Source organism: Algoriphagus sp. NBT04N3, assembly GCF_019443765.1.
Lineage (GTDB): Bacteria > Bacteroidota > Bacteroidia > Cytophagales > Cyclobacteriaceae > Algoriphagus > Algoriphagus ornithinivorans.
Window position 1 is genome coordinate 4,672,449 of record NZ_CP048415.1, and the last position, 25,391, is coordinate 4,697,839.

Annotated in this window: 27 protein-coding genes; 6 read left to right on the forward strand and 21 right to left on the reverse strand. The window is 39.0% G+C overall.

Annotated elements, in window-relative coordinates; genetic code table 11:
• Positions 1–106 precede the first annotated feature (106 nt).
• Together GYM62_RS20300 and GYM62_RS20305 are read right to left on the reverse strand one after the other, a co-directional pair.
• A complete protein-coding gene (locus GYM62_RS20300) occupies positions 107–898 on the reverse strand; it encodes a hypothetical protein (RefSeq protein ID WP_219957751.1) in 792 nt (263 codons plus the stop codon).
• A complete protein-coding gene (locus GYM62_RS20305; protein ID WP_219957752.1) occupies positions 895–2,277 on the reverse strand; it encodes a mercuric reductase in 1,383 nt (460 codons plus the stop codon). Before GYM62_RS20305 ends, GYM62_RS20300 begins: the two co-directional genes overlap by 4 nt.
• A 203-nt stretch (positions 2,278–2,480) precedes the next feature.
• Here GYM62_RS20305 and GYM62_RS20310 point away from each other — a divergent pair, with 203 nt between their 5' ends.
• The 3 genes from GYM62_RS20310 to GYM62_RS20320 all read left to right on the forward strand — a co-directional run bounded on the left by GYM62_RS20310 (position 2,481) and on the right by GYM62_RS20320 (position 4,017).
• Positions 2,481–2,774 carry a hypothetical protein gene (locus GYM62_RS20310; RefSeq protein ID WP_219957753.1) on the forward strand — a complete coding sequence of 98 codons (294 nt, stop codon included), beginning with the start codon at positions 2,481–2,483 and terminating at the stop codon, positions 2,772–2,774.
• 119 nt (positions 2,775–2,893) lie between these two features.
• Positions 2,894–3,226, forward strand: a complete 333-nt coding sequence (locus GYM62_RS20315) for a hypothetical protein (RefSeq protein ID WP_219957754.1) — start codon at positions 2,894–2,896, stop codon at positions 3,224–3,226.
• Positions 3,223–4,017: a hypothetical protein gene (locus GYM62_RS20320; protein ID WP_219957755.1), complete on the forward strand. Its 795-nt coding sequence runs from the start codon at positions 3,223–3,225 to the stop codon at positions 4,015–4,017. The genes GYM62_RS20315 and GYM62_RS20320 overlap by 4 nt, the downstream gene beginning before the upstream one ends.
• A 44-nt stretch (positions 4,018–4,061) precedes the next feature.
• On the opposite strand, the gene GYM62_RS20325 is transcribed toward GYM62_RS20320, so the two are convergent.
• The 15 genes from GYM62_RS20325 to GYM62_RS20395 all read right to left on the reverse strand — a co-directional run bounded on the left by GYM62_RS20325 (position 4,062) and on the right by GYM62_RS20395 (position 20,461).
• A complete protein-coding gene (locus GYM62_RS20325) occupies positions 4,062–4,721 on the reverse strand; it encodes a DUF3575 domain-containing protein (RefSeq protein ID WP_219957756.1) in 660 nt (219 codons plus the stop codon).
• 93 nt (positions 4,722–4,814) lie between these two features.
• A complete protein-coding gene (locus GYM62_RS20330) occupies positions 4,815–7,745 on the reverse strand; it encodes a prolyl oligopeptidase family serine peptidase (RefSeq protein WP_219957757.1) in 2,931 nt (976 codons plus the stop codon).
• A gap of 187 nt (positions 7,746–7,932) precedes the next feature.
• Positions 7,933–8,790 (reverse strand): hypothetical protein, encoded by an 858-nt coding sequence (locus GYM62_RS20335; protein WP_219957758.1) that lies wholly within the window; start codon positions 8,788–8,790, stop codon positions 7,933–7,935.
• A gap of 452 nt (positions 8,791–9,242) precedes the next feature.
• On the reverse strand, positions 9,243–9,458 hold the full coding sequence (locus GYM62_RS20340) for a hypothetical protein (protein ID WP_219957759.1): 216 nt from the start codon (positions 9,456–9,458) through the stop codon (positions 9,243–9,245).
• Between the two features lie 2 nt (positions 9,459–9,460).
• Positions 9,461–9,664 (reverse strand): hypothetical protein, encoded by a 204-nt coding sequence (locus GYM62_RS20345; RefSeq protein ID WP_091655513.1) that lies wholly within the window; start codon positions 9,662–9,664, stop codon positions 9,461–9,463.
• An 857-nt stretch (positions 9,665–10,521) separates the two neighbouring features.
• A complete protein-coding gene (locus GYM62_RS20350) occupies positions 10,522–10,695 on the reverse strand; it encodes a hypothetical protein (protein WP_175557942.1) in 174 nt (57 codons plus the stop codon).
• 248 nt (positions 10,696–10,943) lie between these two features.
• Positions 10,944–11,153 carry an HTH domain-containing protein gene (locus tag GYM62_RS20355; protein WP_091655510.1) on the reverse strand — a complete coding sequence of 70 codons (210 nt, stop codon included), beginning with the start codon at positions 11,151–11,153 and terminating at the stop codon, positions 10,944–10,946.
• Complete coding sequence (locus GYM62_RS20360) at positions 11,141–11,845, reverse strand: ABC transporter ATP-binding protein (RefSeq protein WP_219959503.1); 705 nt, start codon at positions 11,843–11,845, stop codon at positions 11,141–11,143. Before GYM62_RS20360 ends, GYM62_RS20355 begins: the two co-directional genes overlap by 13 nt.
• Positions 11,846–12,230: 385 nt before the next feature.
• Positions 12,231–12,422: a hypothetical protein gene (locus tag GYM62_RS20365; RefSeq protein ID WP_219957760.1), complete on the reverse strand. Its 192-nt coding sequence runs from the start codon at positions 12,420–12,422 to the stop codon at positions 12,231–12,233.
• Between the two features lie 104 nt (positions 12,423–12,526).
• Positions 12,527–12,736, reverse strand: coding sequence for an HTH domain-containing protein (locus GYM62_RS20370; protein ID WP_219957761.1), 210 nt, complete (start codon positions 12,734–12,736; stop codon positions 12,527–12,529).
• Positions 12,737–13,698: 962 nt separating this feature from the next.
• Positions 13,699–14,847: a 6-bladed beta-propeller gene (locus tag GYM62_RS20375; RefSeq protein WP_219957762.1), complete on the reverse strand. Its 1,149-nt coding sequence runs from the start codon at positions 14,845–14,847 to the stop codon at positions 13,699–13,701.
• A gap of 916 nt (positions 14,848–15,763) precedes the next feature.
• Positions 15,764–16,120, reverse strand: a complete 357-nt coding sequence (locus tag GYM62_RS20380) for a type II toxin-antitoxin system HigA family antitoxin (protein ID WP_219957763.1) — start codon at positions 16,118–16,120, stop codon at positions 15,764–15,766.
• Between the two features lies 1 nt (position 16,121).
• Positions 16,122–16,415, reverse strand: coding sequence for a type II toxin-antitoxin system HigB family toxin (locus tag GYM62_RS20385; protein WP_024284562.1), 294 nt, complete (start codon positions 16,413–16,415; stop codon positions 16,122–16,124).
• An 80-nt stretch (positions 16,416–16,495) separates the two neighbouring features.
• On the reverse strand, positions 16,496–18,202 hold the full coding sequence (locus GYM62_RS20390; RefSeq protein ID WP_219957764.1) for an amidohydrolase: 1,707 nt from the start codon (positions 18,200–18,202) through the stop codon (positions 16,496–16,498).
• 177 nt (positions 18,203–18,379) lie between these two features.
• Entirely contained in the window at positions 18,380–20,461 is a 2,082-nt protein-coding gene (locus GYM62_RS20395; RefSeq protein WP_219957765.1) for a T9SS type A sorting domain-containing protein, read from the reverse strand.
• A 93-nt stretch (positions 20,462–20,554) separates the two neighbouring features.
• On the opposite strand from GYM62_RS20395, the gene murF reads away from it, so the two are divergent.
• From murF to GYM62_RS20410, 3 genes are all read left to right on the forward strand, one after another.
• Positions 20,555–21,850, forward strand: a complete 1,296-nt coding sequence (murF, locus tag GYM62_RS20400; RefSeq protein ID WP_219957766.1) for a UDP-N-acetylmuramoyl-tripeptide--D-alanyl-D-alanine ligase — start codon at positions 20,555–20,557, stop codon at positions 21,848–21,850.
• Positions 21,851–21,972: 122 nt separating this feature from the next.
• Positions 21,973–22,503, forward strand: coding sequence for a transposase (locus tag GYM62_RS20405; RefSeq protein WP_219957767.1), 531 nt, complete (start codon positions 21,973–21,975; stop codon positions 22,501–22,503).
• A gap of 182 nt (positions 22,504–22,685) precedes the next feature.
• Positions 22,686–23,363, forward strand: a complete 678-nt coding sequence (locus GYM62_RS20410) for a DUF2461 domain-containing protein (protein ID WP_219957768.1) — start codon at positions 22,686–22,688, stop codon at positions 23,361–23,363.
• 31 nt (positions 23,364–23,394) lie between these two features.
• Here the strand turns inward: GYM62_RS20410 and GYM62_RS20415 are convergent, their stop codons facing one another.
• From GYM62_RS20415 to GYM62_RS20430, 4 genes are read right to left on the reverse strand one after another with little or no spacing between them, the layout of a single operon-like run.
• Positions 23,395–24,204, reverse strand: a complete 810-nt coding sequence (locus tag GYM62_RS20415) for a Cof-type HAD-IIB family hydrolase (protein ID WP_219957769.1) — start codon at positions 24,202–24,204, stop codon at positions 23,395–23,397.
• Entirely contained in the window at positions 24,204–24,476 is a 273-nt protein-coding gene (locus tag GYM62_RS20420) for a hypothetical protein (RefSeq protein WP_091655500.1), read from the reverse strand. Before GYM62_RS20420 ends, GYM62_RS20415 begins: the two co-directional genes overlap by 1 nt.
• A 4-nt stretch (positions 24,477–24,480) precedes the next feature.
• Positions 24,481–24,933, reverse strand: coding sequence for a hypothetical protein (locus GYM62_RS20425; protein WP_219957770.1), 453 nt, complete (start codon positions 24,931–24,933; stop codon positions 24,481–24,483).
• 14 nt (positions 24,934–24,947) lie between these two features.
• Complete coding sequence (locus GYM62_RS20430; RefSeq protein WP_219957771.1) at positions 24,948–25,289, reverse strand: hypothetical protein; 342 nt, start codon at positions 25,287–25,289, stop codon at positions 24,948–24,950.
• Positions 25,290–25,391 lie beyond the last annotated feature (102 nt).

Genomic DNA, 25,391 nt, shown 5'->3' on the forward strand with positions numbered 1-25,391 from the left:
TTAAAAAATCCGATGATTTCAGTCTTTTCGATTATTTATTTTTTGAAAAAAAGAGAGAAAAAACGCTAATGTTGTTTTTCACTGTTATCTGTTGATTTTAAGTGTTTTAAAGCTTGTTTTTCGGGTAAAAAGGATTGCTTTTTCTGTTTTTAAAACCGTGTGCTCCTGCATACAAGATGATAGTAACTGCTCCTGCGGCAGAGATCCACTGAATTTCCTGAATTACTCCCCAATGCCTTACCGTTATAGCTATCAAAGCCCAAACCCCTACCAAGGCAAATTCCCTCATATTTCTGGTATAAATCATCCAAAGATTTAAAGCCGTTGCGACTAGTATCATTATTAGGGTCCAAGTGAGTTCATTCGAACCTCCTGTCCAACCTACTTTAGCTAAATAAGCCGAAAAATTAGCGATCGTAGCCACCGCAATCCATCCAGAGTAAAGACAAATAGGCCACCAGATCCATGCAATGATGTTTCTTGGAGCGTTCCAGCGCTCCATATTCAGTCTTAAAATAACCAAGATTAAGGAGGCTAAAATGCCTGTCATTATCAGTACACTAATGCCTGTTTGTTCAGTCAACCAGAACCAAAGCCAAGCTCCATTGAGGAGGTTAGCTAGGATTAAGAAGGGGGCCATTTTGGGAATGAAATCAACTTGATTTTGTGAAAAGGCTGATTTTACCAAATAGATCGCCTGTGCTGTCAAACTCAGAAAAATCAAACCCCAAATAGAAAAAGCATAAGAGGCCGGAGTAAATAGATTTTCATATTCCCTACTGAGTGATCCTACCGTATTCCCATTTATTCCAAGCGTATTGACTTTATAATTCCAATAGATCAATGCTATCAAGATGAACAGGTTGAAGATTGCGAGAATTTTATTTGAAATTTTCATACATCAAGCGGTTGAAGAGATTGTAAAAGTGTGGGAATCAATTCGGCTACAGTGGGATGAGTTTGAACAGAGTTCATTAGAATTTCATAATTGATTTTGCCATACATAGCTGTCAGAAATATTCCTAACAGTTCGTCAGCACCTGTTCCGCAAACCATCGCTCCAGCTATGAAGCCAGTGCTCTTTTCTACCAAAACTTCCATTTTGCCCCGAGGTTCTCCTTTTTCTTTGGCCCGATTGATATCTTTCATCAGCATTTCAGCGTGAAGATACTTTTTGGAAGATCTCAAAGCCTCTGATTTATTGATTCCAGCCCGAGCAAATGGAGGGTCAACATACAAGGCATAGTTGAGTAGGCGATCGCTGACTTTTTTCTTTTTATTTCCTGAAATATGGTCTTTTATAATCTCAAAGTCATGATAGGCTGTATGCGTAAATGCTCCTTTTCCATTGCAATCTCCTAAGGCGTAGATCCCCTCCTTATTGGTTTTTAGAAAATCATCTACCGAAAGAAAGCCATGTTCATCTTGATGAACTCTGGCAAGCTCTAGTCCCAAGGATTCTGTATTGGGTTTTCTTCCCGTAGCAAGTAAAAGGTGAGATCCGCGTATCCTTCTCTCTTTGCCTCCACAATCCATTTGAACCTCCACTTGGGAATCTCCCCAATTTTTTCCTGAGAGGCAATTGGCGTTTAATTCAAACTGAATCCCTTCAGATTCTAAAATTTGCTCAATCATTTCCGAGTGATCATGATCTTCTCGATGGATGATACGTGGTCCCTTTTCACATACGGTTACCTTGCTACCAAATCTTCTAAAAATCTGAGCAAACTCCAATCCAATGTAGCTTCCTCCAATGATGATGAGATGTTGAGGGACTTCCTTTAAATCAAGAATACTTTCGTTAGTAAAAAACCGAACTTCCTCAAACCCAGGAATAATTCTGGGTCTGGCTCCCACATTGATGTAGATCTTTTCGGCTTTTAGCCTATGATTCCCAACAGCTACTTCTTTGGGTCCTGTGAACTTTCCGACACCCTTGAAAAGAGTGATATTGTCATTGCTTTCAATTCCGTCTTGAATCCCATTTCTTGAGGAGGAGATGATTTTTTCTTTTCTTTTCCAAATTTTCTCCAAAGAAACAGTAGGGCTTTTTTCAGTTGAAATCCCCAATTCCGACGCCTGATTGACTTCCCAAGCCCTCCTTGCAGAGGCGACATAAGTTTTGGTAGGGGTGCAACCAGTATTCACACAAGTTCCGCCGAGTTTTCCTTTTTCTATCAAAGCTACGTTTTGGCCTTTCGCAGCTAAAAAGAAAGCCAAAGGATTTCCTGCTTGTCCTGAACCGATGATGATTGAGTCAAAAGTTTGAATTTCCATCCTTAGAAAAATTGGTTTGTACCTTCAATTTCGCCCAAATGACTCAGGAATAAAAAAAATGCTAATTGATTTGGGTCCTTTTCTTTTTGTAAGTAAGTCAGAAAATATTTTTTGATGTGAATATTTTTCTGAGACATTTTTTGTCAACTCATTGAAAATCAGAAAAAAGGAATGTAAATTCATAGCCCTTTAATTTTCAGGCCATGGAAAATCTCATCTACCAAGCTTTTGTCAAAAAAGCATTTGAAAATTTAGACTTCGTAGAACAGGAAGTCATGCAGTCTTTGAAAGAAATTGCCTTATCCGGCGAGTTTAAAGACATCAAGGATTTGGTAGAGATGGAAGGTCTGGAGTTTATGCTGAGCGATTTTGATCAGGCGAGTGACCCGAATATTCATATCCTGAGCTACCTACTAAAAAGCATTTTAATCGCCAAAGAAGACTTGGAGGCTTGGAATGGGAAGGAATTTTTAAAGATTGATTCTGCTTCACAATAGAATTTTTGTTTGATTTCATTACTCCTTTAATTCAAACTATATAATGACACTTAGTGTCAAAAACTATTTAATAAGTTTTTTATTGTTTAAATTTATCTACGTAATGAAATAATAAAATTATGTGGATAGCTAGTAAAAATGGCTTTTTGTCGGTGGTTCAGCATCGTGAAAAGCCGGATCAGGTATTAGTCAGAGCGAGAGTCCGAAAGGATTTGGAAACTATTTTTCCTGATGAATCAATTATTGAAACCCCAGAAGGGGATTACCGATTTCGGGTATTTGTTAGCAAGCAGGCTGCTGTAGAGATTATTTCTCAGCAAGTATGGGATATTGATTATCCAAATTTTAAAAATGCCATCTCGGATACTCCGGATCAAAAAGATAAGCTTAATGCCTACCATGAGATTTGGGCAGTGATGTGGAATTATGCCAAACGGATCAATAAGTCATGAAAATATTATTTGTAATCGGACCAACCGGAGTTGGAAAAAGCAATTTCATAGAGCAGGAATATGCCGGAAAAAAGAATATATGCATTTTTAATATTGCCCGAAAAGCCAAGGAATTGTACGGTAGCTTTAAAGCAATGGATAATGAAGATTGCGAGTTAAATGCCATTAATAAATCCTGTAGCGAGGCTTTTTTTGCCTTGATGGATGAAAAGACAGTTGTGGTAGAGTATCACGCTGATGGTTTTGATGATGGTCTTTTTGCCTTGATAAAAAAGGCAAGGTCCCTTTGCATTCCTACAGAAATCATTGCCTTGACAGTAGAGGTAGAGGAGGCTTTGGAGCGGGTTAGTCATGCGGGATTGGATTATTTTCCTTCGGTAAAAATGAAAGAGGATACCGAGTTAGTGTTCATGGGTGTATTGGAGGATGTGGAGTTTAATTTGGATTTTGAAAGAATTTGCGAAATAGGTGCAGAAGGAGGAAGTATCAACTTTTTTAGATTTAAAAAAGAAGACGGAGAAAGATTCTTCTTTCTTACGGATGAATCCGGCTTTTTTGATTTTGAACCTAGCTACGAAATAGATAAAAAAGAAGGAGTTACTTATTTGGAAGAATTTCCTGATTTCGATTCAGCATTTGAGAAGCTATTGGAAAAGTATCCGATTTTCCGGTTATTTCCAGTGGAGGTCAATCCCAAATTTAAGGGAAAATTTCGTGCTGCATTTCAGCATTTTCTAAGTCTGGAGCCCTCTAATGAGACGAATTTATTTTGGAATGAATCCCTTAACTAATGGCTTTAATTTAGAATAGAAAAAACTATTTGATAGAGAGGGATTTATTTTCCAGTCAATATCCCGACTTTAACACCTATAGTCAAATGAGGAACGGAATCCCATCCTTTGAATCGATATCGCTCTGAAAAATCAAAGAAATTCTCGTTCAACCGCTCACTCTGATTTTCAGATAACTCCACCTGACTGATCTGTCTATAACGTCCACGAAATCCGAGCCCTCCAAAAGAGTCAATTAGGATATTTTTGGATGTATAGACTTGTCGGCCAAACTTGATTCCACTACCGATAACTTGAAATCGAATCCTTGCTTGATCAAAATAAAAGGTTTGTCCAGATTGGCTGTAGTAATCATCGGTTCGAATGAAGTCCTTATTGACAAAGAATAATTCAAGTGCCCAATAATTCTTTTTGGTGTAAAATTTTATCTCGCTCTTAGTTCGCCAAAGTTTAAAATCTTCATTTTTACCTCGGTCAGCCTTAATTCCAAAAATTCCTCCATTTATACCTACCTCAGACTGAATACTGATTTTGTTGCTAAAAAAGTATTCAATGCCACCTTGAAGAACAATCGTTTCAGGTTCCAAGAAAGCTAAAGGGGAAGCCTTTACTAAAAGTTGCCTCTCTAAGCCTAAATCCTGCTGGGCATAAGAATTAGTAACTATACCTAGGATCAATAAAATTTGAACAAAAAGTCGAGTCATGAACTAAATACAACTAAGCCTTTCAAAAAAAAAAACACCGATCTGTCTAGGTCGGTGTTTTTTTTAGATTTCATACTTAAGCTTTCTGACTTGCTAAAAAGCTCTTCCCTTCAAATGCTCCTCCAAGTCCAGCAAATTCACACCGCTTTTCCACCAGTCAGGAGCTGCTTCACCTTTCAAGTGATGGTCAAAAAACTCCATCATCCGAACGCTGTAGTCTTTGCGGTTTTCCAGTTTACTCAAACCGTGGTTCTCGCCTTTGTATTGCATCATCACGACGGGCTTTTTCAATCTTCGCAAAGCCGAATAGTACTCGATGCCTTGGGTAAAGTCCACTGCACCATCTTTGTCATTGTGCAAGAGTAATAGCGGTGTAGTCACATTTTTCACGTGATACACCGGGCTGTTCCGCTCATAGGCTTCCCAGTTTTCCCAAGGACCGCCTCTGAATCTGCCTTGCGAGGCTTCAAAGATGGACATATTTCCACCACCTGAATTCCAGTAGATCAAATCATACATGGAAATCATATTGGTCAAAGGTGCACCAGCAGCTGCAGCTTTGAACATGTCCGTCTGCGTAATCAGGAAGGAAGTTTGATAGCCTCCCCATGAGTGCCCATGGATACCGATGTTCTTTTCGTCGATCACCCCGGTTTTGATGGCTTCTTTGACTGCTGGAATCACACACCAAACAGCCGACATGCCTGGATCATCCAGTTTGTACACGATATCTGGAATGAATACCGCAAATCCATTGGAAGTATAGATATTAGGGTTCCATCCTGTTCCACTGTATCCTGGGTTGGACCAGTTATGACGGGTTTGAGATAGCTTTTCGTAATAATAGACCACAGTTGGATACTTTTGGCCCTCTACATAGCCTGCAGGTAAAAACAGCGTACCCTGCAATTTGTCACCCTTGTCAGAGACATAATCGATCAACATAGTTCCAGCTGACCATGCATATTTCTCTGCATCCGGAGCATTGTTGGTGACTTGCTTGGGATTAGAAAGGGATGCGTCTGTCAGGTAAACTTGAGTAGGCTCGTTGAATTTCTCTTGGAAGAAATAATAGGTTTCTGCGTTTTTGGCCTTGGAAAGATTTCCCACATTGAAATCATCCCATATCAAAACCTTGGCACCGGGAGTCAAGCCGCCTTTTTTCGCAGGAGAAAGCTGTGCAATACCAGACTTCTTGGTCCACTCTCCATACATACGGATATAAGCTGGCTTGCTGAGATCTATGCCTTTTTCCTCAGGATCCAATCCAAATCGATATTGATAGCGAATCTGATCAGTCTTGCCGTTGACGGTCAAATTGATGGCTGTTTCCTTACCAGATCCTACAGGAACTTGCCAGATATCCCAACCGTCTCTCAAGATCACATACTTGCTATCTGAACTCCAGCCCAATGCCCCGTTCATAGGCTTTTCTACATTGTGATCGTCTTCTGTATTTACAAAGGTGGTAGGTAGTCCTTCCGTGATGTTTTTACTCTGAGCTGTAGGAATATCATAAATATAAAAATGCCCGTCCAATCCGTAAATCAGCTTCGTCCCGTCCGGAGATTCACGTGGATAGGAAGAATAGGAGGGGAGGTAAAACTTGTTGAAGAGTTCCTTTTTCTCGCCAGTTTTTAGATCTACGATATAAAAATCACGATAGCTCTGTCCATCAAGATTTCCATCCAATTCATAAGCTTGCAGATCGGACCCCAAAGCATAGCGCTGCTTATCCAGAATGTTCAGATCTCTCATGCTGCTGTCTTGCAATTGGATATGCTTGCCGGCATTCACATCATACATAGCCCAGAAACTGTAATTTTTATCCTGATTCATCATGACCTGTTGTCTGGATTGTAGGCGACTGTCATTCCAATGCCAGATGGTCATATCCGGGGTGTCTGCATCATTTTCTTTTTTGCCTTTTACCTTGCCAGAGTCCAATTTGGCGATGGCTTTTTGTAGATCGGAAATCGATTTGATCGTCGTATCTGCCATGATTTTTTGCATGGCTGCAGCTTCCGCTTTTTTTACCGAATCTTGATCCAGCTCTTTTTTGGCCTCCTCTTTTTTTGCCAGTTCCAATGGATGGATGCCATAAAACAAACGAGTCAAATCATCCGACCACATGGGTCTTCTGTTTTGGGAGATCGTATAGGCTTGATTGAAATTAACAGAGTCCTTTTCAGGATTGTAAACAGTTACTTGAGGAGAAGCAAGGTTTTTCACTCCGATTACTTGTCCCTTGTCCTGCTTGTACTTTTTGTCTTTGATCATTTTCAAAGCGGCGAAAGCATCCCCCTTTTCTGTCCAAGCCAAGGAACGATAGGAAGCTTTATCAGAATCCAAGATCTGCATGCTATTGGCTGCCACATTCATCAAATACAAGCCATTTCCGGATTGGTTGGCTGCATCTACCGTGTAGGCTAGATAGTTTCCGGCTTTGTTAAATGAAAAGTCAGCTACATTTCCGAGGTTTTGAGCTTTTTCGGAATTGAGATGGTAAATCAACAAATCCGAGCCTCTTGCATCTCCATTGCCTTCTTTGGAAAGGTTGATGGCCAAGACAGAGGAAGCTTTTCCATTGAAAGCATAGTTGCTCACGTTTTCAAACTCTTTCTTTTCATCCGTACCCAATTTGACTAGAATAGCCTTGTTTTTTAAGGATTTGCCTTTGCTTTTTTCATTCGCTTTTTTCTCCGAAAAGGTAGGATACTCTGTATAGACAAACCACTTACCATCCTCGCTGAATTGCATGGATGGGTAGCTGGTGGAGCCGATTTTGAAAGTTTTTTTGGAGGATTCATCTCCAACTTTTTGGAGGATGATTTCTCCGTCCCCTTCCAGTTGAACTAATCCATAGACCGTCCATTTGCCATCTGGGGAGATTTCAAAAGCTGAACCTGGCATGTATTTCCAGGTGGGGATGTCTTTCCAAGTAATGGGTTTGCTGTCTTGGGCAATTGCCATACTGGCAAAAAGGAAAAGTGCCCAGAGTGTGAGTAGTTGTTTTCTGATCATTTGTAATTCTTTTTTCTCAAGCAGGAAATTAGGGAAAAATGAACATAGTCGATTAGAAATTGGGAAGAATGGTTGAAAAAAGCAATCCTGTTGCACCTTTAAAAATTAAGTGCACTTGGAAATAAGGAGATTCTTCAAATTTATTTCCTAGATCAATTTGTTTTCGCTCAATCGAAATCAGTTAAGGCTATTGATAATTATACTTATAAAGAACATCTCGTGTTAGATTCCTTGTTTTTCGCTCATAAAATCTTGAAAAAATATTCAACCCAACTCCAGTGAATGTCAAGGGAATTAGCAGATCATTCTGACTGGAAGACTGGGATTCGAAACCAACCGCCAGAAAGAAAATTCCAATTCCGAGGGCTGAGTTGGCTACGTTGGCTACTGTGCTCACTTTTTCTCTTTTCAGAACCTGCTCATAAAGCCGTAAGGCCTCCGGATTGGATTGAAATCGTGTTAAAACCTGATCTTTTTCCAGCTGCATAGGGCCTTCGTAGATATTGATTTTTGGACCTAAAAAACCATCTATGATATCCATGCTCAGAAATGCATCTGCGCCTCCCGAATAATGATAGGCATTGAAATCATTGATAGTTCGTTGAATTCTTCGTTCTGAATCAGCGACAAGAATGTTTCCAGTGCTTTGTAAAACCCCTCCCCCAAAAGAAGCCCAAAACCATGGGCGGACATTGGCTGGGGTAATATCATTTGTAAACAGATAGGCGATGGAGCCAATAGTCACGGCTATACCCGAGACCCGGATACCCATACCCAAATTCTTTTTTCGCTGATAACTCTGGAATTTAAAGTCTTCATTTTTTAATGAATTGAGGAAGGCAGTGACCTCTTTCGGACTTGATTTTTCCCCGTCAAGGTAATAGGTGGTTTTGTTGAAAAATCCTTCTTTTAAAGTGATGATGGGCTGATTGGAATAGTTTCCTGGGAAGTAGTTTCGGGATTTTTGTGTGTTTTGGGCTGAAGAAATACTAATGCATAATGTTAAAAATACGGTGAGGACGAATTTCACAAATTTTTTTTCCATGACCTGAATCACTTTTTATAAACTATTTTCACAATCAACGAAAAGCTTAACTGAAGGTTTCTGAATGGAGTTTTTATTATATCTGGAAATTTTATACATAAAGATGCCTTTCTTTGCTTTTAGGGTCATAAAACAAAAAAGACCTTCCAAGTTTTGAAACCTGGAAGGTCTGTGAGTTATTCAGATTTCTAACTTAAGAATTCTGATTTCCCAAACTGCCTATTGCCTACTGTACACCACTTTTCCTCACTGTATTTTATATTTTACATAGTGATTTTAGTTTGATGTTTCTTTCCCTTTTTTTAAGAATGAATATATAAATATTAAAAATAGAGAAAGAATGCTTATAGCGTAGAACCAATTATTGAAATTTACAATTTCAAGAAAGTAGAGAAAGATATAAATAATCAGAATCAATCCTGAAATAACAATAATCACACTTAGAGCTTTCATCAGAATTTTGAAGCAATCCAATCTTTACCATAATATATTTCACAACCTATTCCTGTTGCGGCAGTGGCTCCCATAAACCAACCAGCAGGATTCCACCAATTTAAGGCAGCACCAACTCCCATAACCCCGGCTGAAACAGCTAATCCATGACATATTGCCTCTCCGGTCGTTCCTCCTTTAACATTGACTAATTGATCGAAATTTAGCTCTTTCATAATTACATCATTCCACATAATAATACACCCATGGTTCCAAAGTAACCAGATAGTCCAGCCGCTACGCCTAATCCTAAACCACCTGTTGTAGCGGTTAATGCACCAATAGCTAAAACACCTGTTACTGTAATTGCAAAAACTGCAACATCTTCACAGTCTTTTCCCCCACTCACCATCTCCATTTTTTCAATGCTCAACTCTTTCATAATTGTGTTGTTCTTAGATTTAGAAATTTGATTTAGGATACCCAAACATAAATTTGACTAGGTGACATTTCTTATCACCCAATTATTTTTTTTTAGAAAAAATGTAGCTTTTCGATTCTCTACAAAAAACTATCTCAATTGACTCGGAAAGACGAAGATCGTCAATGATCCGAAAGACAGTTCGTTTATGGACCTGAAGCTTTTTAGCCAAATCCTCTGGACTGCCCGTCTTTTCTTTTCAATCAGCTCAATCAGGAGCTTGGTGAGCTCATAGGACTTCAGTCCTGCCATGATGTGTTGGTTTTGGGTTGAAGAATATACCGATAGGCAGCGGAGAATGGGTTTTCTGTGGCTAGAAGTTGATGAGGGGTACCGCAAATACTGAACTTGCCCTGCTCCAGAATCAGGATACGATCCAAAGTATAGACCTTGGTGGGGATTTAGGCCAATTTCATCACGATAGCTATCGGTATTGTAAGAATGCGAGTGTGGAATTGCAAATCTCAAAAAGTGCCCAATTGAATTTCAATGGATCAGAGAGGAATCTACACCCAGGGATGAAACTTCAAATCCCTTGAAATAAAAAAGCGTAGAATTAATCTACGCTAAATTGCCTTTTAAATTGAAGCCTCCTTTTATTTAGGAAGCCGGCTTTTTTTTATCGCCATTTTTTAAGAGAATGAAGATAGATGTAATCAAGGTGATCACTGAGATTAAAATGATTGAGTAAAATTGACTTTTCTCATTTTTTATATTCGGACTAAATGCCAAGTAAAAGAAGTACATAGAAGCACCCATACTCGCAAGAATTCTTAACATCTTAGGTACCATTCTCTCTCCAATCAATTTACCCATAATCACCAAGCTGCAAAACAATTCCCAACTGTTGCCACTGTCAGTGCACCACCTGCGACTGGCCAGATTTGACCAAGCGCAAAACCAAAAGAAATTATTCCTAGTTGCAAACACTGCCTATTGGAAAGATCACCACCTTTAATGTTTTCCAATTGAATTTTATTTAATTCCTTCATATTTATTTTAGTTAAGTTAGTAAACAAGCTGTTACAAGTGAGCCGGAATTTATTGCCAACGAACCAAGCACTGCCGTTTCAAGAAGCCAGTATGGTCCAGCTAAAAAACATCTACCATTTCCACTCCCACTCACAATCTCCATTTCTTCGATACTCAACTCTTTCATAATCATGTTGTTCTAAAGTTAGAAATTTGTTTTAGAATACTCAAACATAAATTCAGGTCACTGCAATTTCCTTGCAGTCTATTAATATTTTTCAGAAAAAAAGTAAGATTTTTTCTCTTTGCAGTAAGATATATCTTTTCCCAAAGCAAGGCGCAAATCATCCAACACATTATAGATCATTCGCTCTTTCAATCCAAGCTTACCAGCCAGTTCTCCCGGACTCCCTGTCTTCCTCTTTTCAATCAACTCGATCAGAAGCTTGGTGCGTTCGTAGTACTTCAGTCCTGCCATGATGTGTTGGGTTTGGGTTGAAGCATATACTGGTAGGCTGCTGAGAATGGGTTTTCTGTTGTCAGCAGTTGGGCTGGGGTGCCGGAAGTATTGATCTTTCCCTGCCCCAGGATCAGGATGCGGTCTAAGGTAATTGCCAGAGTGGGCTGATGGGTGATCAGTAATAGTCCGGCGCCGGTATGATGAAGGTAGCGCCGGATCAGATCCATCACCGCTCGCTCCATGCGGTAGTCCATCGCTGCTGTGGCTTCATCGAGTATCAGTATCTTGGGTTGCTTCACCAAGGCTCGAACCAAGCCGACGAGCTGTCGCTGCCCTCCGGATAGATTCCTGCCTTCTTCTCCGCACAGGGTTAGCAAGCCTTGACTGAGGTCCTGAAAGAGTGGAAGGCAACCCAATGCTTGCATGATTTGGACTTTGTCTTCTATTTCCTTAGGATCACTGCTCAGGACGATATTGTCGAGTACAGTGCTGTTGAAGATCTTTTCTTTCTGATGGACCACTGCTAGTTGGTCCCGCAACTCGGATAAGGTAGGATTTGGATTCTTTAAGAAAGGCAGTCGAATTTCTCCCGATTCAGGCTGGTAGAATTTTTGGATCAGATCCACTAGCGTGCTTTTGCCTGTTCCCACAGGAGCAAAGAGACCCAGACTTTCGCCAGACCGAAGCTCAAAATTGATATCCTTTAAAATCGGGCTTCAACTAGGATAGTGGAAGTAGAGATGGGCGACGAATAGGCTGTCTTTTAGCTAAAATTATAATAGAAAACAAAATCCTAAATTAGATTTTCTTAGAGTGAAATTACAAATTGATAATAAAAAAAAGCGTAGAATTTTTCTACGCTTAATAAAATAACTGTTTAACTCTGAGGTTTACTTCCATTCAATTTTTTTTCAATTTACTGAATCCAACAAAGAACGCTATATTTGATAGTAATAGTAATCCAGAAAATATTATTGGGAAAATATACTTGTTGGTAGATGTTAAATTAAAATCAGTAAGAAATAATAAGTACCCCAAAAAACCCAGACAAATAGTTCCAAGACAAAGGAAAATTAATTTAGCCTTCATTTCATTTCAATTGAATATACAATCCCCTATGGAAGCTCCAGTAGCTATTCCACCTGCAACAGCCCCTGTGTATAACCACCCGGCTGTAGCCCATCCAATTGGACCTGTAGGTACTAGAGCAACCATTGCCACTAGACCTACAACACCAAGAGCTCCTGTAAAACAACCTGGTAGTGATCCCCCACTCACCATCTCCATCTGTTCAATACTTAATTCTTTCATAATCTTGTTGTTTAAAGTTAGAAATTTAATTTAGAATACTCAAACATAAATTCGACTCGGTGACATTTCTTGTCACCCAATTATTTTTTTTCAGAAAAAATGTAGCTTTTCGATTCTCTACAGAAAACTATCTCAATTGACTCGGAAAGACGAAGATCGTCAATGATCCGAAAGACAGTTCGTTTATGGACTTGAAGCTTTTTAGCCAAATCCTCTGGACTCCAAGTCTTCTTCTTTTCAATCAGCTCGATCAACAGCCTGGTGCGCTCGTAGTACTTTAGGCCTGCCATGATGCGTTTGGTTTGGGTTGAAGAATATACCGATAGGCAGCGGAGAATGGGTTTTCTGTGGCTAGAAGTTGATGAGGGGTACCGGAAATATTGAACTTGCCCTGCTCCAGAATCAGGATACGATCCAAAGTATAGACCTTGGTGGGGATTTAGGCCAATTTCATCACGATAGCTATCGGTATTGTAAGAATGCGAGTGTGGAATTGCAAATCTCAAAAAGTGCCAATTGAATTTCAATGGATCAGAGAGGAATCTACACCCAGGGATGAAACTTCAAATCCCTTGAAATAAAAAAGCGTAGAATTAATCTACGCTAAATTGCCTTTTAAATTGAAGCCTCCTTTTATTTAGGAAGCCGGCTTTTTTTTATCGCAATTTTTTAAGAGAATGAAGATAGATGTAATCAAGGTGATCACTGAGATTAAAATGATTGAGTAAAATTGACTTTTCTCATTTTTTATATTCGGACTAAATGCCAAGTAAAAGAAGTACATAGAAGCACCCATACTCGCAAGAATTCTTAACATCTTAGGCACCATTCTCTCTCCAATCAATTTACCCATAATCACCAAGCTGCAAAACAATTCCCAACTGTTGCCACTGTCAGTGCACCACCTGCGACTGGCCAGATTTGACCAAGCGCAAAACCAAAAGAAATTATTCCTAGTTGCAAACACTGCATATTGGAGCAAATAGCCCCAGACTTTCTCCGGGTTGAAGCTCAAAACTGACCCCCTTTCAAAGTAGGACTTCGTCCAGGATAGCGGAGGAAAATTACAAAATTGTTTGGATAGAAAGGTAGGATCGAGCGTCATGAAAAGCTTTTGTAAAGCTTTTTAGCGAGAGGCTGGTTTGCAGGGTGGACAAACTTCACCTAGTCCTAACGATACTTCTTCTACACCTAGAGAGGAGATTCCTCAACTGAACACCCTAAAAAAAGCCAAAATACAATTAAAACTAGATTATTTTTCATTAAAAACTAATAACAAAGGATTATCTCCATCTACTACACCAAATTCTTTTTGGAATTCACCTAAGACGCTTGACTCAGAAGGTAATACTAAATAACCCCTCCCATCTCCAAATGACCCAATTCTAATTTCTTCATCCAAAGGTAGCTCTATTGATTTACCAATATTGTCCAATTTAATGCGATGCCCTGATACCAACTTGCCAGTAGATTTGTCATATACGGATAAAAAGGCTTTTCCCTGATTGAAAAATCGATAAATTAGAAATTTATTTGATTCAAATACATTCCCAACATTAAAGGACTTATCAGTAGAATTGATAAATTGAAAGACATCAACGATTGAAGTATATCCTTTCTCAGTCAAATCTGTTTCGAGAACTTTCTTATTCCCAAAATCAATAAAATAAGATGGGTAAACATCTCCAGTTTTACTTATATGATAAATAGTATCATTAAAAGAATTCACATAATTATATCCACCTGATTCAAGTTCAGAGAAGAAATCGTGCCTCATAACATGAAGATAATCTGATTTCTCTAAATCAAATGGATGAAGAGTTTTTTCGAATTTATAGCCAGCTTCTAGATTGTCACCCTGAAAATAAAACAATGAATAAGGATCTTCTAATACCAACATATATCCTGGAGTACCAATTAAACCATTTTCCAGCTTTTCAAGTCCAAAAAGGGGATAGTCTAAGGTGTAATTAATTTCGAGATTAAAATTGTAGTCGAATTGAAAAATCGTTCTAGCATGAGAATCATAAACCCATAATCTATCTTTATCATTTAAGGTTAAAATATCCGTTAGATTAACAAATTCGTCTGGACCACCCTTGCCCTTTGAGATTTTTGAGATAAATTCTCCAGATTTATCAAATTTATAAACAGACTTTCCTCCTTGGACAAAATAAAACTCATCTTCGACCACTTTATGGACAAAATCAATTAGTGAGCTGTCAGTTGTTTCTAAAGAAATTACTTTATTTATAGTTATGAAATTAGGTAAATCAACCACATCATTAATGGACGGAATACCTTGATCAATAACAATGTAACTTTCCTTAATCTTTTCTGGTGATCTACTTGTACAATTTAGTAATAAGATAAAGGCCACTAGCCAAAATTTGCTTTTCATATAAGATAGAAGGGATTATGGCTTAGGCTTATTCCTGTGCCAAATACTCAAATAACAATTAACATTCTGCCATATAACAACAATCACTATTTGTATTGGCGCAACAATAGCGGGTTCCAGAAGATTTTCTCATTAGTGGACCACATTGATCAGTAATTGGGTCACACATAGAATCCTCTCCACCCATTGTTTGTGAAAATCTCGGAGTTGCAAATGAATTGAAAACAGAAGCATTGCTCCCAGGCTCCAACGTTAATTCCATGCTAAGTTAGGAGAGGAAAAATACTCCAAGCATTGTGACTATTGCTGATAATTTCTATTTCCTAACAAATGTGTTTTTAGTTAAATGAACAATCAATTGTAAATAGAAAAATCTAAAACACAAAATAATATTAAAGTCAATTAATTCTTGGTTAAATTTTAAAAAAAAAACATAAAACATGATTTAACGAAATACTCTTTTGCCCCCTCCTATAAATTTATTAATGATTTAGAATATTGTTCCGAAAATCAACTAAAATATTGGCATAAAAATTTAATATTTTTTCTCAACATTTAAATACAAAAGCTAGTAGTATTGACAAGGTTCGCGGATTTATGAAGTATCTGAAAAACCACTAATCAATTTTCCAAACCTAATTTAGACGAATTCTCTCCAGAGGAAAATTGAATTTTAGCAAATTCGATAGTTGGCAAATACCTCAAAAAAACCTTCCAGGTTTTCAAAACTTGGAAGGTTACACAACTTACAATCTGAATTCAGATTTCTACCCAATACTTTTTGAAAAACACCTTTACCCCCATCACGGTCATTGCAAACTGGGTTTTTAGTACACTATCCTAAGGTAGTGCATTGGTGTGCTCTTCTTGAATTTGAAAAAGTAATCCTAAACAAAAAATTAAATAAATCATGGGATCAATATTCCTGAACCAATACCTCTGTAGGAATTCGAAGATAGGTGTTCAGTTTTCGAATCATATCCAGCGAAAGTTTTCTTTTTCTATTCAACACTTCACTTACCCGACTTTTATTTCCTACCACCTCAGCAAGATCTTTATTTCTGAGATCCATCTGCTCCATTCGAAACTTGATAGCTTCGATGGGATCAGGTAGATCAATCGGAAAATTTTCTTTTTCATATTGATCGACTAGAATAGAAAGTATTTCCAGTTCGTCTCCTTTCTTGCTTCCCTTTTGAGCATCAAAAATCTCGTCAAGGCGAATCAGTGCTTTTTGATAATCTGTTTCAGTTTTGATAGGCTTGATATTCATATTAGATCGTATTTGCGTTGATTTTGTCATACTCGGCGTGAGTACCAATAAAGCGAATCCAACATAACTGAAATTCAAAATTGATTTTTACAATCAATCGGTAGTGATTCCCCTTAATATTGAATACTACTCTATTTTCTCCCAATATACTGGCGTTTGGGTACGCTCTTTTTAGATCGTGGGTATTACTCCATTGGGACTTTTCAGCTTCTCGATACCAAGCTTTTAGCTGTTGTTCAGAATCGGAATGTTTTTCCCAAAATTCCCGCAAAGTCCGTTTTGCAATTATTCTCACATGTTTCTAAATTCAAATATATAAGAAAAGTTCCCATAAAGGGAACTTTTTAAAATTCAACTAACCTTGAGAGGCCTTAATTATTGTCTTTTAAAAACCACTTTCCCCCCCATCACCGTCATGGCAACCTGGGTTTTTAGTATTTCATCCTCAGCTACCTCCATGATGTTCTGATCAAAAACTGTGAAGTCAGCTGCTTTGCCTACTTCGATGGAGCCTTTGAAATCTTCTTCGAACTCGGCATATGCACCGTCTAGCGTGTAGGACTTCAAAGCTTGTTCACGGGTCATTTTTTGATCGCCTTCATAGCCTCCCTCAGGAAGTCCTTCCAAAGTCTTGCGGGTTACGGATGCAAAAAAGGAAGGGATTGGATCTACTGGCTCAACAGGCGCATCCGTTCCATTACAGATTCTCGCTCCGGTTTGGAATAGCTTCTGCCAAACATAAGCTCCGTCTATGATGCGCTTTTCACCCAGTCTGTCTATGGCCCAAGGTCGATCTGAACTCAAGTGAATGGCCTGCATGGCCGCTATCACTCCCAATTCCCCGAATCTCGGAATATCATCCGGATGCAGATGCTGGGCATGCTCAATTCTGAATCGGTGATCGGTCGCATCTGGGAATTTGGCAAAAGCTGCCTCATATCTATCCAAAATCTCCTGATTAGCGCGATCTCCTATAGCATGGGAACAAACCTGAAAACCTAGCGGCAAGGCCTTTTCTGATACCTCAGTTACGACAGACATTGGAAGCGTCTCATGTCCGCGATGCCCCGGTCTGTCAGCATAGTCTTCCAGCAACCAGGCACCTCTTGGCCCCAAAGCTCCATCACAGTTTAGCTTGATAGAACGTACTGTCAGTAAGTGATCTTCGGAGTCTATCATCGGACCTTTCTTATACCATTCCTCCAAAAGCTCAGGCTGACGGCCGGTAAGCATGATGTATTGACGAACGGTAAGTTTACCCTCGTCTTTAAATTTCTGAACCAAATCAATCACATCCTGACCGGAACCTGCATCATGGAATGAAGTGATTCCTTTTTCTACCAATTCCTGTAAAGCCAAAGTCAATGCCTCCTCTGCTCTTTCGGGAGTTTCTTCCGGGACTAATCTTGCCACTAGATTGGAAGCCCTTTCGGTCAATACGCCAGTTGGATTTCCCAAGTCATCTACAATAATTTCACCACCTTCTACTTCTCCCGGTCTTTCACCTTTCAGATTAGCGATTCCAGCCAATTCCAAGGCTTTTGCATTGGCAAAGGAAGCATGGCCAGAAGCATGCCTGAGGAAAACAGGATTGTCGGGGGATACTGCATTCAAAGGCTCATTGGTTTGAAAACCTTTTACCATTTTCTCGGGCTTTTGGATCCATTTGTCCTGATGCCATCCTCGACCAGTGATCCAGTCGCCCGGTTTGGCCTTGGCAACTGCCTCCGCCACTTTTTCTACCAGTTCGTCATAGGTTTTGACATACATGAGGTCCAGCTCCAGCTTGTTGTAGCCGATTCCCATCAAGTGAGCATGGGACTCGATAAAGCCAGGAGTCATGGTTTTACCTTCAAGGTCGATGACTTCTGTATTTTCCCCTATGTATTCTTGAATTTCAGCAGTAGTGCCAACAGCCAGGATTAAGCCGTCTTTTACAGCTACTGCCTCTGCCTTGGGGTTAGATTCATCTACCGTGTAGACTATTCCGTTGATAAAAACGGAGTCAGCGGGATTTTCAGGCCCCGAAGCACAAGCCCATGCAAATAGGGCTGCAAAAAGGAATAAGAATATTTTTTTCATTGGATTTATAATTCTGACCCTAAGCTAGATGATTTGAAGCATTGAGACAAATGGAAAAGTTTAAGGATGAAAACTGAAAAACTTAAAATTGTAAATTCTAATTTATATACAGCAGTTAGGAAGTATCAGAATCTGCTATTAGTTCTATTTATTCAATTCAGGAATTCCTAAAGTCGATTACCTGATTAGGATTTTCTTCACTAGGACTTCTCTATCGAGAGTTTCTAATTGTAAAAAGTAAACTCCAGGCTGAAGGGCTTGAGCCTGGATTCCCACTTCCCTATTGGCAGGAATAGCTATTTCATCTACTAAGATTTGTCCCATTGCATTGACAAGCCTTGCGGTTCCAGGCTTGTTGGAAATCACCTTAAATGGTCCAGATGAAGGATTGGGGTATACCTTCGCTAAAAAACTTTCCTCTTCGCCTGAGCTGGAATTGACAGCTATTAAATAGGAAATTCCACCGGCCCGACTTCCAAGGATCAGATCGGTATTTTCATCAAATCCGGGGTTGACAATCGATATCCATGTATTTCTTCCCAGTCTGAATGGGATATTTTGATCACCAATTTTGACCAGGACCTCCTCACGAACTTCCGAATTCATCATGTCTTTGACCAGAAATATCCGACCTGTTTGATCCACAGAATATAAATCAGGATTTTCTTGAATTCTTACTGCAACACTGAGGTTTCGATTAGCAGGATTGTCCTGGAAGCCCAAGAAATTATTACTTTTTAAAATGGCAGTCTTCCCTTCCAAGTCTACCTCATAGAGTGTTAAACTGCCATTTTGCGAGGCTATGAGTAAATGATCTTTTCCTTGATAGGGAAAAAAAGTGAGTTGATCGCCAATCCGAAGCGATAAGCCAGAAAGACTAAAATCCGGATAATTGCTACCCTGATTATGGAGCAAGACTTGGGATGGTATTCCATTGTTAGTACGTTGGCCTGAAACCAAAAGGTAAGATTGGTTTTTGACACTTCCATACTCTATGACTTGCAGATCCAGTAAGTCCAAACTGGACAGATTGAGATAATCTGAATTGAGTACCTGAAATTGATTTCCAGAATAACTTAATCTAGAAAGCTCACCTCTCACTTTATTGCCTGTTTTTTTGTTGGCACTAATCCATAATTCTCCTGCAAAAACGTTTCCTTTAAAAAACGGCCTTGAGTTTTCCCCTAAATCCAAAAGTTGGTTTTGTAGAATAGGATTTTGTGTACTTGAATTTTTGGAAAGGGCTACGATGGAGTTGGAAAAATCAATTTGGAATGGAGCCGAAGTTTCATTGGTGTTTAGAGAGATGATCAACTGATCATCAATCTGCTTTCCAACATGGAATATGGGAAATACAGGGAGTGGTCCGTATTCTGGGACGGTATTTGAAAAAGTAGAAAAAACAGGCTGAGTATTACTTCCTTGGTTGGGGAGATAAAACAAAACACTACACTCATCTCTTCCTAAAACCAAATCGAAAATCCCATCCCCGGAAAAATCCTGATAGAGTACACTGTGCCCTCCCGCATGTTGGATACGGTTAGTTTCAGGGTTTTCTCTAAAATTGATGGGATTTCCGTCGCAGCGAGTTCCAAAATTGATTCCCTCACAACTACAAAAGCTGATATTTCCCCAGAAGCTTTCAGGAAAAGCAAAACCATCTACATCAGGACTGCCTTTTCTTTCTATTGAAGTGTTTTTATAAAACTCCAAGTAGTCACCTTGAGCAAAGTTGAAAATGACCAAATCCAAATCTCCGTCATTATCCAAGTCCTGAATCAAAGGAGTGTCCAGATTATTTGCCGGAATATTTCCAGCCCCATCCAGCCTCAGGAAATTTTGTGCGAGAGTCCAAGAGACCTGATTGCCAGTAGAACTGTTTTTGTAAACTTTAATCCCAAGCGGAGTGGAGGTGAAAAGGTCTTTTTTTCCATCTTGATCGAAATCCGCTAAAACCAAAAAACCACTGATATCAGTTGGGAATAAATAGGTTAATTCGGGTTTATGGATGAAATCTTCTCCATTTTTTTCAAAAACGCTTAGTATGCGTGAATTAATGTCCCATACAACCCATTCATCTTTTCCATCATTAGTCAGGTCAATAGTCTGAATTTGCGCGGAATTGATCCCCGGACTCAGACCTGCAGGGAAGATTTCATTGTTTTTACTGATGCTTTTGCTAGAATCAAATGAAAAAACAGATTGGGCGCTGGCATAGAGGGAACTGAAAAATAAAAAGGCAAAAAGGATAAATCTCATAAAGGCAATTGATTCCGAAGACTAAATTTAATACGAAGAGATGGCTTCAAAGATGTAATGATTGCTTTATTTTGAGTGAAATTTCTGAAGCTTATGAACATCGCCATACTTTATCAGCTCTTTTTAAAAAGTACAGGAGTCAGTACAGATACCCGAAAAATCGATCCCGGAAATATCTTTTTTGCACTCAAAGGGCCAAATTTCAATGCCAATGAGTTTGCTTCAAAAGCTTTGGAAATGGGCGCCTCGGCGGTGGTGATCGATGAAGCAGCCTATTTTGAGGAGGATGATGAGCGATATTTTATCTGTGAAAACGCACTGGTTTGTCTGCAAAAATTAGCCAACTATCACCGACATCAGTTTGATATCCCGGTTATCGGTTTGACTGGGAGCAATGGGAAAACTACTTCTAAGGAATTATTGAATGCAGTCTTGAGAACCAAATTCAAGACCTTAGCTACTGTTGGCAATTTGAATAATCATATTGGAGTGCCTCTGACTTTACTAGCCTTAAATCAAAGTCATGAATTGGCGATTGTTGAAATGGGAGCCAACAAGCAGGGAGATATACAGGAGTTGTGCGAAATCGCAGAGCCAACTCATGGGTTTATCACCAATATTGGTAAGGCTCATTTGGAAGGAATGGGTGGGCCTGAGGGGGTTCTAAAAACCAAAACTGAGCTCTATCAGCATTTGAGAGAGAATAAAGGAACTGTCTTTATAAATTCTCAAGACCCGATTTTATCCAACATGATTAAGCGCTTTGAGGAGCCTGTTTTGTATCCTGCCAAAGGTGATTTTTGTGAGGTTTCTTTTCATGGAGCTGATCCATTTGTGAAGTTCTCAGTGGAGGGGAATCAGGAGATCTTTCTTTCATCTCTGATAGGTGCATACAATTTTGGAAATATTGCCACTGCCTTGACAGTTGGGAAGTTTTTTGGCGTAGACATGAATCAAGCTGTACAGGCAATAGTCGATTACAAGCCATCCAATATGCGTTCTCAGTTGGTGGAGAAGCGAAGTAATTTGATCATTTTAGATGCTTACAATGCGAATCCATCTTCTATGGAGGCGGCCATCCGAACCTTTGGAACAATGCAAGGGAAAAAGCATAAGATGATCATTTTGGGGGATATGTTTGAATTGGGTGAGCATGCGGAAGAGGAGCATAGAAAACTAGGAGAAATTGTGAGCGAGTATGAAATTGATAAGGTTTGCTTCACCGGAAAGTTGGTTGTGTCTGCCTTGGAAAAAGCGCCCAAAGCTTTGTATTTCCCAGATCCTTTTTCCTTTAGAAACTGGCTTCAGGATAGTCAATTGGAGGATTATCTGATTTTGATCAAAGGAAGCCGGGGAATGAAATTGGAAGGTTTGGTGGAGTTCATTTAAACCACTAGCTCCTCGAAATTTGAAATTTCGAGGATTTATCCTAAGATTTTCAATCTTTTTACAATTGATTATTTAACTACTAATAGTATTTTAGTAGTTAGCTGTTTATTTAATTTTTTGTGATGGGACGAGAGTATATTGTAAAAGATCAAGAAGCTGTCCATTATGTCACTTTTACGGTGCATCAATGGGTAGATGTTTTTTCTCGAAAGTGTTATGCTGAAATTTTTCTAGAAAGTTTAAAATACTGTCAGCTATATAAGGGCTTAGAAGTTTATGCTTGGGTAATTATGACTAATCATTGTCATCTGATTATTCAAGCTAAGAATAATAATCTGTCTGATATTATTAGGGATTTAAGAAAGTATACTTCAAAAATGATATATAAGGCTATAATAGAAAACCCAAAAGAAAGTAGGAAAAAATGGTTGGCTTTGACCTTATCATTTGAAGACCATATTTGGTTTTGGGAAAAAGGTTATCATGGAGAAGAGATATTTTCGCATCAATTTTTTGAAATTAAGGCTAATTATATTCATGAAAATCCGGTTCGGGCTGGTATTGTAGAAAAGCCTGAAGATTATTTGATGAGTAGTGCAGGGGACTATTTAGGAATTAGAAAAGGCCCTTTAGATTTAGCTGTTTTTGGGTGAGATAGCAGTTTTTAAAAGAGGATTTCAAATCCTTGGATAAGTTCTCGAGGTTACAAACCTCGAGAAGCGAGTTTTAATTAAAGGCAGCAGGGGGATGAAATTGGAGGGATTGGTAGACTTTATTTAAACCACAAGGTTAGAAATGAGTTAATAAAACTGTTGATTTTCCTATTATAATTCCTATGCGACCCTACCTCTCTTTCTTATCAGCTCTCTCAGAAAACAATCACAAAGAATGGATGGATGCCAATAAAAAGTGGTATCAGGAGACGAGAGCGGAATTTTTGGAAGATGTTTCAGTGATCTTGAAGCAATTGTCTGAAGTTGAACCTGAATTATCAGCATTCAAACCTAAGGATTGTGTGTTTAGGCAAAATCGGGATATTCGCTTTTCAGCCAATAAAGATCCTTATAAGACCAATTTTGGAGCTTACTTTTCCCCAAAAGGGAAAAAATCAGAAGGGCCTGGATATTATGTGCAAGTTCAGCCTGGAAACTCTTTTTTTGCAGGAGGCATCTGGATGCCAATGGCAGAAACCTTGAAAAAGATTAGGAAGGAAATTGATTATTCAGGAGCTGAATTGGAAAGAATAGAGGCTGATCCAGAGTTTAAAAAATTGTTTTCTGGAATTGAAGGGGATAAGTTGAAAACTAGCTCCAGAGATTATGAGGCGGACCATCCTTACATAGAATATCTCCGGTTGAAAAGTTTCACTGTATCCCACCCGATTGCTGAAAAAGATGTAAACTCCGGCAACTTTATCAATTTAGCCTTAGATGGTTTTAGGAAAATGAAGCCTTTCAATGACTTTTTAGCCAAGGCCATCGAAGATGTGGAGGATGGTTCAGGAATTTTGTAAATCAGAAATTTGAAATCAAAAAGCGGGAAAATCAGCCAATAAGTTTTTCCAAAACTGCAGCGACTCCATCTTCCTTGTGGTGAAGTGTGACTTCCTTAGCCACTGCTTTCACTTCCGGTCTCGCATTGCCAACTGCCACACCCCAGCCGACAGATTGTAGCAAGTCAATATCATTGTAATTATCTCCAAAGGCTATAACATCCCCCATGCCGAAATCATAGTATTTATTTAAAATCATTTGTAAAGCGGTTGCCTTTGAAATCTTTTTGGGAGCGATTTCTATGTAGGTGTCTTTCGATCTGTACAAATGGAGTAGGTCTCCATAGAGGAAGTGCAGTTCCCCAAAGAGCCAACTAATTTCTTGCGAGTTTCCCATACACATGACTTTATGGGCTCCGGATTGGGAGTTTTCCCACTCTTTCAAAACCAGAGTGGTGTCCTTCCATGTTGGAGTCACTTTGGTGTTTTTGATTTCTCTGGCTGACCAATAATCCTCCTTGGGTTCAAACCAACTTTCACCTTGGTACAAACTGATATGAATGCTGGTGGATTGACTTAATTCTAAGATTCGTTGAACTAGGTGAAGAGGAATTTCCACTGAATCCACGACTTTTCCATCGGAATCAATGACAAAGCCTCCATTGTAACAAATGAGGGGTTGTTTTTCTCTATTCAAATCTCTAAGCAAATGCCGCATCGCATCAGGCATGCGCGAACTTGCCAGAATCAATGGTATTTCCGGAGAAAAGGCTTCTATGACCTTCTTGAGTCGAGGGGATAAATCCCTCTCGGAATTCAGGAGTGTACCATCAATGTCGGTACAGATAGCTTTAAACTTCATTAATCAATCTGTGACCAATCTACCTCATCCGCAAAATGGGTAAAGAAACTGAAACCAATTATTGAAATGATAATCACAGCTATTGCAAAGCCGATCAACTTCATGATTAATTCCGCTTTTGCCCAATTTGCTTTATTGGGCTCTGTGTCTTTGTCCACAGCCCATACGATCAGCATGATAAATCCTATCAGAGGAAGTTTTGAGATTAGCACGTTGATTACCCAATCACCAAGTGTTTGGGGTGGTTTTTTAAATTCTTCAGGAATATTCATTTGGTTAGGGTTGAGGGTTAGAAAAGAAATCAGCTACCTGAAATTCATACTCTTGCATTGCGAAATTATCAGGGTTACTTAGATCTCTCTGAATAAACTGCACAGTAATTTGCTGATAATCTGAGGCATTTTCAAAATCTCTGACATAAATTTCAGCACATTTTCTGGCTAAAATTTCAGGTTGTTTTCCAATTAAAAGTGGATCTCCATTTTCTAAAAGGAGAAAAATTGTGCTTTGCTTACCATCCTGGGTGGAGTTTTTGCTTAGCTGAACACTCAGGTTTTGAAAATCTCCTAAAGCCCGAATTTCATCGGATGGCATGAATCCTTTCCCCATCACATTTTCCATTCCGCTAAAAACTAATCCTGCAATTTTTTCAGGATCACATGCGCAAGAGCTAGTAAAGAGGATTAAATAAAGTAGAAATGAAAAGGAAATTGCTTTGCTTGAATTCATAGGGGAAGATACGATTACTCTTCCACCTTATCAATGAGTAAATAGGCTTGATAGTCCTCAATCCTATATTTTTTAGTGGTATTTGGATAAGGTTTGAGATCCACTAATGCGATTTTATACCCTAAAAAAACAATTTCCGAAGGAATACCTTGATGAGGAGGGTAGGTACTTAAGTCAAAAGGCTTCTCTTGTCCGTTGACAGAAACCAATAATTTGATCTGCGCCAATCCTTGCCAGACGCATGTGACATTTTCTGGGCAGCGTGAGTCCTGACTCAATTCCAAAAATGTAATAGATATAGGTTCTGTGCAATGAGTTACTTGTTCTTGGTATGAGAATCCAAATGTTTCCCCCAATTCAAAATTTTGACATGGTCTTTCGTTAAGGCAAGAAATTAAGGATAGTATACATACTAGAAAGAGCATGGATTTCATGGATAGGCTATTAGATCAAGTACT